A 13,260-nucleotide genomic window follows, 5' to 3' on the forward strand; every position below is an offset into this window, starting at 1 on the left:
CCCCGGTTGCGCTGGCTGGCGCCGCGATTCACACCGGCAGCCTGACGTATTGCCCCAGCTGCTCAAAGTCCCCGGCCTCGGTCAGGTAGGGAATTTCGCCCAGCATCGGCGCCGGGAGCCGCTGCGCCAGCGTGGCCAGATACTCCTGATGCCGCTTGCCCGGCGGCTGAACAGCGTTTGCTATCCACCCTGCCAGCCGCAGACCGCTGGCCAGAATCGCCTGCGCGGTCAGCAGCGCATGGTTAATACAGCCCAGCTTGATCCCCACTACTAGCACAACCGGCAGCTGTTCAGCCCGCACCCAGTCGGCGAAGGTTGCGCTGTCGGTGAGCGGGGTGAACCAGCCGCCAGCCCCCTCGGTCAGCACCCAGTTCGCCTGCTGCGTCAGGGCCTTCAGCCCGGCAGAAAGCTGCTGAAAATCGATAGGCCTGCCCTCCTCCGCGCTGAGGATATGCGGAGCGGTAGGCTCCACAAACGCCATCGGATTAATGCTGTCGTAAGGGAGATCCACGGCGGACGCCTTTTGCAGGACTAACGCATCCTCATTGCGCAGCCCCTGTGGCGTGATCTCACTGCCGGAAGCGACGGGCTTGTATCCCACGCAGCGAAAACCCGCCTGCCTGGCCGCCTGTAGCAGGGCGGTGCTGGCGACGGTTTTCCCCACTTCGGTGTCCGTTCCGGTTATAAACCAACGTTCAGTCACGGTTAATTACTCCATAAATCAGATGGTAGCTCAGCAGGCAGCCGCGCGCGTCGCGGGGCCAGACCTGCTCAAGCTGTTGAAGATGACGGCGGGTCAGCAGTGCGCCATGCCGCCCCTGATGCAGGTGCGTTGCCCCAATCCCCTTCAGCGAGCGCAGCGCACTCAGCACGTCGGGGAAGGCCAGCGTCAGCGTCTGGCGGTGTAACGTTAGCGCTGTCCCCTCTCCCGCTTCGGCAATCTGCCCGGTGGATAAAAACCGGTTAACCGGCGCGGGAAGGTTGAGATGCTGCCAGGCGAGCTGAACTTCGCCGAGCGAACCCGCTTCCAGGGTGGAAAACAGAACCTGTCCTCCCGGGCGGGTCACCCGGCACAGTTCAGCCAGGGCCTGGCGCAAATCACTGCACCACTGCACCGCAAGGTTGCTCCAGCAGAGATCAAATTCTGCTGCGTGAAAGGGCAGCGCTTCAATATCGCCCTGGCGGTAGTCATTGGCGGTCTTTTCGGCTCGCGCCCGCTCCAGCATCTGGGCGGAAAGGTCGAACGCGGTAACGTGGTTTCCCGCCTCGCGCCAGCGCTGGCTAAACCAGCCGGTGCCGCAACCGGCATCCAGCACGTTCAAATCCCGCTGGCGGGTGGCAAAACCGGCCAGCGCCTCGCCGCTCAGACGCTGAAGTTCGGCATGCTGGTTGTAACCCTCTGCGGCGCGACCAAAGGCCTGGGCGATGGCCTGTTTATCGACAGCGTGCGTCATGCTCCTCCTCCGCACGCCGGGTGAGGCGCGGCGTCAGTCGGTAACCCGTCCGCCGGACAAGTCGCCTGATGCAGCAGGTCCAGCAGTTGTTCAATATCCTCCGCCTGATGCGCCGCGCTGAGCGTAATACGCAGCCGCGCCGTGCCTGGGGGAACGGTGGGCGGTCGGATGGCCGTCACCCAGCAGCCAAGCTGGCGCAGCCTCTCTGCCAGCGCCAGCGCGCGATGTTCATCACCGACAACCAGTGGCTGGATAGCGGTCAGAGAGGGAAACAGCGTCAGGCCGCGCGCGCGCGCGCCGTCGCGGAACTGATGGATATTTTGCGCCAGTCGCTGGCGGCGATCGTCCCCCTGCTGAACGCAGGTCAGTGCGGCAGTCAGCGCACAGGCCTGCGCGGGCGGCATGGCGGTGCTGTAAATCAGGTGGCGGGCAAATTGCAGCAGGTAGTCGGCGGTGTCCTGCTGACAGAGTACCGCCGCGCCGCTGACGCCAAAGGCTTTGCCAAAGGTCACCACCAGCAGCTCGGGACGGACGTTTTGCTGCCAGCAGCTGCCGCGCCCCTGCTCTCCGACGGTGCCAATGCCGTGTGCGTCATCCACCATCAGCCAGCCGCCATGCTGACGGGTCAGCCGATGGATCGGTGCCAGCGGCGCGCTGTCGCCATCCATGCTGAACACCCCCTCGGTGACCACCAGCGTTTCCCCCGCTGCGTTGCCCGCCAGCAGCCTGTTCAGTACGTCAGGCTGGTTATGCGCGAAGCGGCGCAGCGTCGCCGGGCTGAGCACCGCGGCTTCCAGCAGCGAAGCGTGGCTAAGCTTATCGGCGAAAAGCCGATCCCCTTTCGCCATCATCGCCGTAATGACCGCCTGGTTAGCGGCAAAGCCAGAGATAAACAGCAGCGCGCGGGGAAAGCCCAGCCACGCGGCCAGCTGCGTCTCCAGCGCCGCACAGGGGGCGCTGTAGCCGGTGACGTGGCCGGAGCCGCCGGCCCCCACGCCATACTGCTCCGCCCCCTGCTGCCAGGCACGAATAATGCGCGGCTCGTGACTCAGCCCAAGGTAGTCATTGGCGGAAAAGTTGAGATAGCGACGCCCGTCGATCTGTAATGTCCGCGCATCGCCCTGCTGGTTGATCCGCCGCTGGCGAAACTGCCCCTTCTCCCGGCGTTCGGCGAGGGCGAGATCGATCCGTTGCTGCCAGCTCATAGGGTCCACCACAGATTTAAACGACAGCCTGTCTGGCTCATACAGGCCACCGCGAATTTAAGGCACATCCAGGACGCATTCAGACCGCCGCGTTATAGAACTGCCCGGTATCGGCGTTCAGCAACTGCCCGGCCAGAGAGTGCTGCTGCTCGTTATCGCCCGCCTCGGTGGTGGTGTGCTGCGGATTGAGGCCCAGCTTGCGGAAGAGCAGCATATCCTTATCCTCTTCAGGATTGGGGGTAGTCAGCAATTTACAGCCGTAGAAGATAGAGTTTGCGCCGGCCATAAAGCACATTGCCTGGGTCTGCTCGCTCATCTGTTCACGCCCGGCAGAGAGACGCACGTGCGAGGCTGGCATCATGATGCGGGCGACGGCAATGGTGCGGATAAAATCGAAGGGATCGACGTCATCATTGTCCGCCATTGGCGTGCCTTTGACCTTGACCAGCATATTAATCGGTACGCTTTCCGGCGGCGTGGGCAGATTTGCCAGCTGAACCAGCAGCCCGGCGCGGTCGCTGACGGTTTCACCCAGCCCGACAATCCCCCCGGAGCACACCTTTATCCCGGCATCGCGGACTTTGCCCAGCGTATCCAGACGCTCCTGATAGCTGCGGGTGGTGATGACGCTGCCATAAAACTCCGGGGAGGTGTCCAGGTTATGGTTGTAGAAATCCAGCCCCGCTTCTGCCAGACGCTGCGCCTGTCCGTCGCTCAGCATGCCCAGCGTCATACAGGTTTCCAGCCCCATCGCCTTCACGCCTTTTACCATCTGCTCAAGGTAAGGCATATCGCGGTCGTTGGGGTTTTTCCAGGCGGCCCCCATACAGAAGCGATCGGAGCCGGCGGCCTTCGCCTTACGCGCGGAGCTCAGCACCTCCTCCACTTCCATCAGCCGTTCGGACTCCAGCCCGGTTTTGTACCGCGCGCTCTGCGGGCAATATTTGCAGTCCTCCGGGCAGGCCCCGGTTTTAATCGACAGCAGCGTACTGACCTGCACCTGACGCGGGTCGAAGTGCTGACGATGCACCTGCTGCGCTTCAAACATCAGTTCGAGAAAAGGCTTATTAAACAGGGCCTGAGCCTGTGAGACCGTCCAGCGAGTTGCCATTGCTTGCTCCAAAAAAGTACTGTCGTGTCGGGTCGTTGCCCGGTTATACTTGTAAACTAATTTTTTTGAAATTGGTTTACAAGTAATTTTATGATCCCTTCAGACCTCGCCTTCGATCGCCGCCACATCTGGCACCCCTATACCTCAATGAGTCAGCCGCTGCCGGTCTACCCGGTGGTCGGTGCCCAGGGCACCTCGCTTCAGCTGGCCGATGGCCGAACGCTGGTGGACGGCATGTCCTCCTGGTGGGCTGCGATTCACGGTTATAACCATCCCCGGCTTAATCAGGCGATGACCGCGCAAATAGCACAGATGTCGCACGTGATGTTTGGCGGCATTACTCATCCTTCTGCGGTCGCACTTTGTCGCAGGCTGGTCGACATGACGCCAGCCGGGCTGGAGTGCGTGTTTCTGGCGGATTCGGGATCGGTAGCGGTAGAAGTCGCCATGAAAATGGCCCTGCAATACTGGCAGGCACGCGGCGAGAAGCGGCAGCGTTTTTTGACGCTGCGAAATGGCTACCACGGCGATACCTTTGCTGCCATGTCGGTGTGCGATCCGCACAATTCGATGCACAGCCTCTATCAGGGCTACCTGCCCAGCCATCTGTTCGCCGCCCCCCCCGCCTGCCGCTTTGATGAAGCGTGGCGCGACAGCGATGCCGATGACATTGAGCGGCTGATAACGCATCACGCTGGCGAGGTCGCCGCGGTGATCCTGGAGCCGGTGGTTCAGGGCGCGGGCGGCATGCGGTTCTATCACCCGCGCTATTTGCAGCGCGTGCGGGCGCTGTGCGACAGGTACGGCATCCTGCTGATTGCCGATGAGATTGCCACCGGCTTTGGCCGCACCGGTAAGCTGTTCGCCTGCGAACATGCTGATATCGCGCCGGATATTCTCTGCGTGGGTAAGGCCCTGACCGGCGGAACCATGACGCTCTCAGCCACGCTGACCACCCGTCACGTCGCCGATACCGTCAGCAACGGCGAGGCGGGCTGCTTTATGCATGGGCCAACCTTTATGGGTAACCCTCTGGCCTGCGCCGTCGCCAGCGAGAGCCTGGCGATACTCCAGGAGAACCAGTGGCCGCAGCAGGTCGCGGATATTGAAGCGCAGCTCCGCCGCTCGCTTCTGCCCCTTGCCGACCACCCTGCAGTAAAAGATGCGCGCGTACTGGGCGCTATTGGGGTGATTGAAACTCATCAGCCGGTCAATATGGCCGCTTTGCAGGCATTTTTTGTCGAGTGCGGCGTGTGGATACGCCCGTTTGGCCGGCTGATCTATCTGATGCCGCCTTATATTATCAGCCCTGAAGCATTGCAGCGCCTGACGGATGCCATTACCGGGGCGCTGGAAAAGCCCGGCCACTTTATCGGGGCCTGAGGGTCTCTGATGCGGTAATGGCACAGGGCGCCAGGCATCAGGTCCGCTGATGCACTACGCTTTTACCAGGCCGCATTCCGCATTAAGGAGAAAATTATGCCGCAAGATAAACAGACTAATCGCCGCATCGTACTGGCATCCCGCCCGCACGGCGCACCGACAGACGCTAATTTCCGGCTTGAAACCGGGCACGTTCCGACGCCAGCGGCAGGACAAATTCTGCTGCGCACCGTCTGGCTTTCGCTGGACCCGTATATGCGTGGACGGATGAGCGAGGGCCCTTCCTATGTCCCGCCCGTGGCGATCAACGAGGTTATGGGCGCAGGCACCGTCGCCATTGTCGAACACTCTGACCACCCTGACTATGCCGAAGGTGACTGGGTGGTCAGCAACAGCGGATGGCAGGACTTCGCACTCTCTGACGGCAAGGATTTGTTTAAGCTGAGCGGCCCGGTATTAAAGCACCCCTCATGGGCACTCGGGATGCTCGGGATGCCGGGCTTCACCGCCTATATGGGGCTGCTGGATATCGGTCAGCCGCAGCCGGGTGAAACCGTGGTCGTTGCCGCCGCCACCGGCGCGGTAGGATCCATCGTCGGGCAGATTGCGAAACTGAAAGGCTGCTACGTGGTGGGCATTGCGGGCGGCGCCGATAAGTGCCGCTATGCAGAAGAGTCGCTGGGCTTTGACCGCTGTCTGGATCACCGCGCCGGCGATTTCGCGGAATCCCTCAGGCGCCACTGTCCCGAAGGGATTGACGTCTACTTCGAAAGCGTTGGCGGTAAGGTATTCAGTGCGGTACTGCCGCTGATGAATACAAAGGGACGCATACCGGTCTGCGGGCTGATTGCCGACTATAACAGTACCGAACCTGCCGCCGGCCCCAACCAGCTGCCACAGTTTCAGGGAACTATCCTGCGCAAACGCCTGCGCGTTCAGGGCTTTATCATTACCCAGGACTATGGCCACCGCTTCGGCGAATTCTTTAGCCAGATGAGTCAGTGGGTGGCAGAAGATCGCTTTGTTTTCCGTGAAGATAGTGTGGAGGGTCTGGACCATGCGCCGGAGACCTTTATCGGCATGCTTGAAGGTAAAAACTTCGGCAAGGTACTGATTCGCGTGGCCGGTGACCAACCCTGAGGATAGAAAAATGAAAGTATTAATGGTGCTGACTTCGCATGACAGGCTGGGTGATACCGGTAAAAAAACGGGGTTCTGGCTGGAAGAGTTTGCCGCGCCCTGGTATGTCTTCCGTGATGCGGGGATAAACGTGGTGCTGGCCTCGCCTGCCGGAGGACATCCCCCGCTCGATCCAAAAAGCGACGAGCCAGACGCCCAGACCCTGGACACCGAACGCTTTCGCCAGGATCTCGTGGCTCAGCAGGCGCTGGCTAACACGCAGATGCTGGCCAATATCGAAAGCAGCACGTTCGATGCGGTGTTCTACCCCGGTGGACACGGTCCCCTGTGGGATCTGGCAGAGGATCGTAAAAGCATTGAGCTGATAGAGAACTTTTATGCCAACGGCAAGCCGGTCGGTGCCGTTTGTCACGCGCCGGGCGTACTGCGCCACGTTAAAAAACCTGACGGTACCCCGCTGGTCGCCGGTAAACGGGTCACCGGCTTTACTAACAGCGAGGAAAAAGCCGTCGGCCTGACAAATGTGGTACCTTTTCTGGTCGAGGATGTGCTGAAAGCGTTGGGCGCGGACTATGAAAAAACCGATGACTGGGGCGTGTTCACCCTGACGGATGGGCATCTGGTGACCGGTCAGAATCCCGCGTCCTCGGCCGCCGCCGCCGAAGAGCTATTAAAACTGCTTCACAAATAATAACAGGGAGATGGAATGAAACTGACCAGTCAGGATTTCAACGATGGCGATAAATTGCCCCTCCGCCATGTGTTTAACGGCATGGGCTACCAGGGAGATAACCTCTCCCCACATTTAGCCTGGGACGAGGTGCCGGAAGGCACCAAAAGCTTTGTCATTACCTGCTTTGACCCCGATGCGCCTACCGGTTCAGGCTGGTGGCACTGGGGAGTGGCGAATCTTTCCGCCGATACCCGCACGCTGCCGCAGGGAGCCGGTTCAGGCGTTGCTGCGCTTCCCGCCGGTGCGGTGCAAACCCGTACGGATTTCGGCAGCCAGGGCTACGGCGGCGCGGCGCCGCCAAAAGGCGAGAGCCACCGCTATATTTTCACCGTCTATGCGCTGGACGTGGATAACATCGGGGTGGATGAACATGCCAGCGGCGCGATGCTCGGCTTCAACGTCCATTTCCACAAGCTGGGCAGCGCCTCGCTAACCGCGCTTTACGCGTAACCAACAGGGCGCTTCAACAGGGCAGATATCTGCCCTGTTTCCTTTCTCAGTCAAGCCGGTGAATCACCACCCACATTGGGCCCTGGCCAACCGCGTAGCGTGCCAGCGGCGTAAGTGCGCCCTGCTCGCCGTCGATGCTGAACACTTCAATATGATGTGACTTCTGCCCGGCCGCCACCAGATATTTCCCGCTGTGATCAATGTTGAAGCCGCGCGGCTGCGTTTCGGTTGGCTGATAGCCGGTTACCGTCAGCAACCCACCGTCTTCACTGACGCTAAAGTGCGTCAGGATACTGGCGGTGCGATCGCAGCTGTACAGATGGCGGCCATCCGGCGTCAGGTGAATATCCGCCGCCCAGCGGGTGTCGCTGAATCCGGCAGGCATCATGTCCAGACTCTGCACGCGTTCGACCGTGCCATGCGCATTCGCCAGCTGCCACACGTCCACGGTACTGTCCAGCTCATTGACGCAGTAGGCGTACTGCTGATTGGGGTGGAAAACCATATGGCGCGGCCCGGCACCTTCCACGGTAGTCACCTGCGCCTGGCGGTGCGGCTGAAGCTCACCGCAGCTTTGCAGGTCAAACAGGCAGATACGATCCTGCTTCAGCGCCGGAACAAACAGCGTTTTATTGCTGAGATCGATATTGGCTGAATGGCAGCCTTCCAGCCCTTTAATCACCTGGAGCGGCTCGCCCGGCAGGCCATCAGCGCCGATCGGCGACACGCTGACGCAGGCATCGTTATAAGAGCCAACGAAGATAAAGCGCCCCGCTTTGTCGGTTGAGATATGCGTTGGGCTGCCGGGCAGCGGCGCCTGTCCGGCTTCGGTCAGCTTACCCCCGGCGTCAATGCGGTACGCTACGATGCGAAATCCCGGGCGCACGCCCACATAGAGAAACTGCTTATCGGGGCTGACCACCATCGGCTGCACCTGGCCTGGGGCATCCACGACCTGGAGCAGCGTGAGCGCACCCTCACTGTCAAGCTGCCACGCGTGGATCTGGTGGCTCTCCGGGCTGGCGGTATAGACGATCTGTTGCATAAATTCTCCTTTCAGTGGGAAACCTGGCTGCCGCAAAGCGTAGCGTATTTTCAGGAAATAATAACGCGACGATCCCCTCTGCGGGGCGTGTGATTTTGTGGCGGACGGCACAGGGTGTAGACTACTGGCGTTTATTTAACCCCCATTCGGAACTGATTATGAGCTATCGCGTTATTGCGCTGGACCTGGACGGCACCCTGCTGACGCCACAAAAAACCATTCTGCCCGAATCGCTGGACGCGTTAAACAAGGCCCGGCAGGCAGGAGCAAAGGTGGTTATCGTTACCGGACGCCACCACGTGGCTATCCATCCTTTTTATCAGGCATTAGCTCTTGATACACCTGCAATCTGCTGCAACGGTGCCTATTTGTATGATTATCATGCGAAAAAGGTCTTGCAGTCCGACCCGCTTCCTACCGCTCAGGCACTGCGGGTGACTGAGATGCTGAATGAGGCCGCCATCCATGGGCTGCTCTACGTGGATGATGCGATGCTTTATCAGCACGAAACCGGGCATGTAAGCCGCACCATTAACTGGGGGCTGTCGCTGCCGGAAGCGCAGCGTCCGGTCTTCAGGCAGGTGGCCAGCCTGGCGCAGGCGGCAGCGGAGGCGCAGTCAATCTGGAAGTTTGCCCTTTCCCACGCCGACACCACCGCGCTCCAGCAGTTTGCGCAGCGGGTGGAAAAGGAACTGGGCCTGGCCTGTGAATGGTCATGGCACGATCAGGTGGATATTGCCCAGGCGGGCAACAGTAAAGGCCGCCGTCTGGCGCAGTGGGTTGCCGCTGAGGGCTACCAGATGAGCGACGTACTGGCGTTTGGTGATAATTACAACGACCTCAGCATGCTGGAAACGGCGGGGCTGGGGGTGGCGATGGGTAACGTCGACGAGGCGATTAAAGCCCGGGCGGGCCGGGTCATTGGTACCAACCTGGAACCGGGCATTGCCGAGACAATCTATCGCGAAGTGCTGTAATCCGTGGTGAGCGAGACGCTTTTGATTTGCGCGTACAGCCACATGCCCGTTTTAATCATCAGTTCGTCTCGTGCCCAGGGCGTGATCCGCGCCCACAGCTCGCTCTGCCCGATGCGCAGTTTGACCTCAATCTGATCCTCCACCGTCAGCAGCTCGGTCACCTGCGCCGGGATGACGTTGCGGATCGTGCTGTTAACCGGAGGCTGTAGCACCAGCGAGACGTCAGCGGACTGAATGCGGATGCGCAGGGGCGTTTTCAGCGGGGCCTCTACCCGGCTGACCCAGATATGCTGATCGCCCAGCGACAGCGCGGTCATTTCATAGCGGGGATGCTGCTCCAGAACCTGGACGCGCAGCACGCTGCTCAGATCGGCACGCGGCAGCCAGGGGCGCATTGCGCTGCTGGCCCACACCTTTTCCAGCGGGCCCGACGCCTTAACCCGGCCATTATCCAGCACCAGCACGTTATCGGCCAGCTGGAGGATTTCATCCAGGCTGTGGCTGACGTAGAGGATCGGGATAGCCACCTGCCCTGCCAGCCGCTGGAGCCAGGGCAGCAGCTCACGCTTGCGGGGCAGATCCAGCGAGGCCAGCGGCTCATCCATCAGTAGCACCTCCGGGGCGGTGAGCAGCGCCCGGCCAATGGCCACGCGCTGTTTTTCGCCGCCGGAGAGCGATGCCGGATAGCGCGTCAGCAGCGCCTCCAGCCCCAGCAGCCCGACCAGCGCATCAAACTGGGCGCGCATACTTTTCGCCATACCGTATTGCAGATTTCCGCGCACGCGATAGTGCGGGAAAAGGCGCGCGTCCTGGAACACGTAGCCGATGCGCCGCCGCTCGGGCGGCAAATGCACCCCGGCGGCGGCATCGCTCAGCACCCGGCCATTCAGTACGATGCGCCCCTGTTGCGGTTGCGTCAGACCACCAATCGCATTAATCAGCGAGGTTTTTCCCGCGCCGGACACGCCGAAGATAGCGGTGATCCCCTGCGCAGGGAGCTGAACGTCCAGTTCAAGCTGATGGTTGCCAAGACGCTGGCTGAAGCAGAGTTCTAACATGCTCCCCCCAGTTTTTTCCGGCCCCAGCGGGCCAGCCACCCGGAAATCAGCAGCGAGCCCAGCGCCAGCGCAATAGCAATGATGCACAGCCGCGCGGCGGCGTCTTCCGCACCGGGCGTTTCAATCAGGGTATACATGGCGGAAGGTAGCGTGCGGGTTTCACCCGGGATATTGGAGACGAAGGTAATGGTCGCACCAAACTCGCCCAGCGAGCGGGCAAAGGCCAGAACCGTTCCGGCAATCACGCCCGGCAGCGTCAGCGGCAGCGTGATGGTAAAGAACACCCGCCAGCGTCCGGCCCCCAGGGTGCGCGCCGCCATTTCCAGCCCGGCATCCACCCCTTCCAGCGACAGGCGAATGGCGCGAACCATCAGCGGAAAAGCAACCACCGCCGACGCCAGCGCCGCGCCGCGCCAGCTGAAAGCGAAGGTAAAGCCAAACCAGTCATACAGGGCGGCGCCGATCACGCCGCGTCGGCCAAAACCTATCAGCAGCAGATACCCCACCACCACCGGCGGCAGCACCAGCGGCAGGTGGATCAGACTGTCGAGCAGCGCTTTTCCCGGGAAACGACAGCGAACCAGAATCCAGGCCATCAGTATCCCAAACGGCAGGCTAAACAGCACCGCCACCGACGAGACCTTCAGGCTGAGGGCGACGGCCTGCCACTCCGGCTCGCTAAGGATCATGAGGCAGGCGTGAAGCCATACTGTTTAAAGATAGCCGCCGCCTGCGGGCCTTTCAGGTAGTCGTAAAAGGCCTTTACGCTGGCGCCGTTATGATTTTTGACAATGGCCATCGGATACTCCACCGGCTTATGGCTGTTTTCAGGGAAAACGCCGACTACCGTCACTTTCTTGCTGGCGACGGCATCAGATCCGTAAACGATGCCATACGGCGTTTCGTTACGTTCGACCAGCGCCAGCGCAGCACGGACGCTGTTTCCGCGTGCCAGCAGCGGGGAAACGGTTGACCATGCCCCCAGCGACTCCAGTGCCTCCTGGGCGTAAATCCCCGCAGGTACATGGTCGGGGTCGCCCACGGAGAGGCGCTGCCCTTTCAGCAGGCTTTTCCAGTCGGTAGTTTTAGAAATCGCCACCTGCGGCGCATGACTTTCCGTCGGCGCCACCAGCACCAGCTGATTACCCAGCAGGGTAAAGCGGCTGGCCTCATCAATCGTTTGCTTCTGCGCCGCGTAGTCCATCCACTGCCGATCGGCAGAGATAAACAGATCCGCTGGCGCACCCTGTTCTATCTGCCGCGCTAGGGTGGACGACGAGGCGAATGACGAGACAATCTTCACCTCTTTGCCCTGCTGATACTGCTCAGCAATGGCCTGCAGGGCATTGGTTAACGAGGCGGCAGCAAAGACGGTGATATTCTCCGCCGCAACGGCCTGCCCCGCCACGCTGGCGCTCAGTACCGCACCGGCAAAGAAAAGACGTAGTTTTACGGACATGATGTTCTCCAGAGGATTTCGTTATATGGCTGATAATATAACGAGAAAAAAAACACTGTCATGAAATTTATCGGCAGAGGTGAAAAGAAGTTGAGCAGGCGCAGGAAAAAGCGCGCCCGGCGGGTGCCGGGCGCTGCGAGAGACGTTACTGAGGGTTTTTAGCCTGCCGATCCCGGCGATGACCAATTTTAGAAATAACGTTAAAGACTTCACCCAGACCGTAAATCAGGCCAAGGATTATCGCCATTACCACCGGAACCATCAGGATCGCGACGGCCAGGCCTTTTAATAACTCCAGCATTGAAGCCTCCCTTACTGAATAAAAAAGCCATTGTAACCAGCAAGCCGAAAAGTGCACTGTTCTTTTGTGCGTTTCCGCACAATTTACGCCCCGGTCGCCTGACGGTGTACACTTTGCAGATCGTCGTTTTTAACAGGAGCCGCTATGCAGGCCGAAATTTCTCTAACCCTTAAATTGCAGCAGCGCCTGTTTGCCGATCCGCGCCGCATTGAGCTGCTAAAGCAGATCCAGCATACCGGATCTATCAGCCAGGGCGCGAAGCTGGCCGGGATCAGCTATAAGAGCGCCTGGGATGCCATCAACGAGATGAATCAGCTGGCCGATCGCACGCTGGTCGAGCGCGTTACCGGTGGTAAAGGCGGAGGCGGCACGCAGCTGACCGCCTACGGCGAGCGGCTGGTGCAGCTGTTTGCGCTGATGGAGCAGATTCAGCAGAAGGCGTTCGACGTGCTACAGGATGACGTGCCGCTCGGCAGCCTGCTGGGTGCCATTGCGCGCTTTTCACTGCAAACCAGCGCGCGCAATCAGCTTTCGGGAACGGTGGTCGGGCGTGACCATATGCGCGTCCAACAGCACGTTGAGGTGCAGCTTGCCGACGGCCAGACCCGTATAAAAGCGGCAATCACCGAGCAAAGTGCCAATCGCCTGGCGCTGAGCGCCGGAAAAGAGGTGCTGGTATTGATCAAAGCGCCCTGGATTGAGGTCACGCAGGAGGCCAGTACGGCAGATAACCAGCTACGCGGTACCCTCGCCGGAGTGCTGCGCGGCGAAACCCATAGCGAGGTGCTGATCGCCCTGCCGGGCGGGGAGACACTTTGTGCCACGCTCAGTAATGAAACGGCAGACCAGCAAAAACTGCAGCCTGGCCTGCCGGTAACAGCACATTTTGATGCAGATAAGGTGATTATCGCGACGCTGCTCTGATCGGGATGCAGGGATTTGAC

15 protein-coding genes are annotated in these 13,260 nt (G+C 60.5%); 6 read left to right on the top strand and 9 right to left on the bottom strand.

The features are described from left to right. Positions 1-28: 28 nt before the first annotated feature. From bioD to bioB, 4 genes are all read right to left on the bottom strand, one after another. Positions 29-703, bottom strand: coding sequence for a dethiobiotin synthase (gene bioD / locus AC4PCC_RS14155; protein WP_492124935.1), 675 nt, complete (start codon positions 701-703; stop codon positions 29-31). After that, the gene (bioC, locus tag AC4PCC_RS14160; protein WP_492124936.1) at positions 696-1,454 is read right to left on the bottom strand and encodes a malonyl-ACP O-methyltransferase BioC; all 759 of its coding nucleotides are present in this window, start codon (positions 1,452-1,454) and stop codon (positions 696-698) included. The genes bioD and bioC overlap by 8 nt, the downstream gene beginning before the upstream one ends. Further along, positions 1,451-2,659 carry an 8-amino-7-oxononanoate synthase gene (gene bioF, locus AC4PCC_RS14165; RefSeq protein ID WP_492124937.1) on the bottom strand — a complete coding sequence of 403 codons (1,209 nt, stop codon included), beginning with the start codon at positions 2,657-2,659 and terminating at the stop codon, positions 1,451-1,453. The genes bioC and bioF overlap by 4 nt, the downstream gene beginning before the upstream one ends. Positions 2,660-2,738: 79 nt before the next feature. Then, a complete protein-coding gene (gene bioB, locus AC4PCC_RS14170) occupies positions 2,739-3,770 on the bottom strand; it encodes a biotin synthase BioB (protein ID WP_492124938.1) in 1,032 nt (343 codons plus the stop codon). Positions 3,771-3,860: 90 nt separating this feature from the next. On the opposite strand from bioB, the gene bioA reads away from it, so the two are divergent. From bioA to AC4PCC_RS14190, 4 genes are all read left to right on the top strand, one after another. Beyond that, on the top strand, positions 3,861-5,153 hold the full coding sequence (bioA, locus tag AC4PCC_RS14175; protein WP_492124939.1) for an adenosylmethionine--8-amino-7-oxononanoate transaminase: 1,293 nt from the start codon (positions 3,861-3,863) through the stop codon (positions 5,151-5,153). 96 nt (positions 5,154-5,249) lie between these two features. After that, on the top strand, positions 5,250-6,293 hold the full coding sequence (curA, locus tag AC4PCC_RS14180) for an NADPH-dependent curcumin/dihydrocurcumin reductase (protein WP_492124940.1): 1,044 nt from the start codon (positions 5,250-5,252) through the stop codon (positions 6,291-6,293). A gap of 10 nt (positions 6,294-6,303) precedes the next feature. Further along, positions 6,304-6,984, top strand: coding sequence for a type 1 glutamine amidotransferase domain-containing protein (locus AC4PCC_RS14185; RefSeq protein ID WP_067702480.1), 681 nt, complete (start codon positions 6,304-6,306; stop codon positions 6,982-6,984). Between the two features lie 15 nt (positions 6,985-6,999). After that, a complete protein-coding gene (locus tag AC4PCC_RS14190; RefSeq protein WP_492124941.1) occupies positions 7,000-7,476 on the top strand; it encodes a kinase inhibitor in 477 nt (158 codons plus the stop codon). Positions 7,477-7,522: 46 nt separating this feature from the next. On the opposite strand, the gene pgl is transcribed toward AC4PCC_RS14190, so the two are convergent. Then, the gene (pgl, locus tag AC4PCC_RS14195; protein WP_492124942.1) at positions 7,523-8,521 is read right to left on the bottom strand and encodes a 6-phosphogluconolactonase; all 999 of its coding nucleotides are present in this window, start codon (positions 8,519-8,521) and stop codon (positions 7,523-7,525) included. Between the two features lie 158 nt (positions 8,522-8,679). Between pgl and AC4PCC_RS14200 the strand changes: the two genes are divergently transcribed. Continuing rightward, positions 8,680-9,498 (top strand): pyridoxal phosphatase, encoded by an 819-nt coding sequence (locus AC4PCC_RS14200; RefSeq protein WP_492124943.1) that lies wholly within the window; start codon positions 8,680-8,682, stop codon positions 9,496-9,498. Here the strand turns inward: AC4PCC_RS14200 and modC are convergent. The 4 genes from modC to AC4PCC_RS14220 all read right to left on the bottom strand — a co-directional run bounded on the left by modC (position 9,480) and on the right by AC4PCC_RS14220 (position 12,316). Then, positions 9,480-10,556 (bottom strand): molybdenum ABC transporter ATP-binding protein ModC, encoded by a 1,077-nt coding sequence (modC, locus tag AC4PCC_RS14205; protein WP_492124944.1) that lies wholly within the window; start codon positions 10,554-10,556, stop codon positions 9,480-9,482. The two genes, AC4PCC_RS14200 and modC, sit on opposite strands and share 19 nt — an antisense overlap. Further along, complete coding sequence (gene modB / locus AC4PCC_RS14210; protein ID WP_492124945.1) at positions 10,550-11,245, bottom strand: molybdate ABC transporter permease subunit; 696 nt, start codon at positions 11,243-11,245, stop codon at positions 10,550-10,552. The genes modC and modB overlap by 7 nt, the downstream gene beginning before the upstream one ends. Further along, complete coding sequence (gene modA, locus AC4PCC_RS14215) at positions 11,242-12,015, bottom strand: molybdate ABC transporter substrate-binding protein (RefSeq protein WP_492124946.1); 774 nt, start codon at positions 12,013-12,015, stop codon at positions 11,242-11,244. The genes modB and modA overlap by 4 nt, the downstream gene beginning before the upstream one ends. A 145-nt stretch (positions 12,016-12,160) precedes the next feature. Continuing rightward, positions 12,161-12,316 (bottom strand): AcrZ family multidrug efflux pump-associated protein, encoded by a 156-nt coding sequence (locus tag AC4PCC_RS14220; RefSeq protein ID WP_073980956.1) that lies wholly within the window; start codon positions 12,314-12,316, stop codon positions 12,161-12,163. 144 nt (positions 12,317-12,460) lie between these two features. On the opposite strand from AC4PCC_RS14220, the gene modE reads away from it, so the two are divergent. Next, positions 12,461-13,240: a molybdenum-dependent transcriptional regulator gene (modE, locus tag AC4PCC_RS14225; RefSeq protein ID WP_492124947.1), complete on the top strand. Its 780-nt coding sequence runs from the start codon at positions 12,461-12,463 to the stop codon at positions 13,238-13,240. Positions 13,241-13,260: the final 20 nt, after the last annotated feature.

Source organism: Erwinia sp. L03-1, from assembly GCF_058686115.1.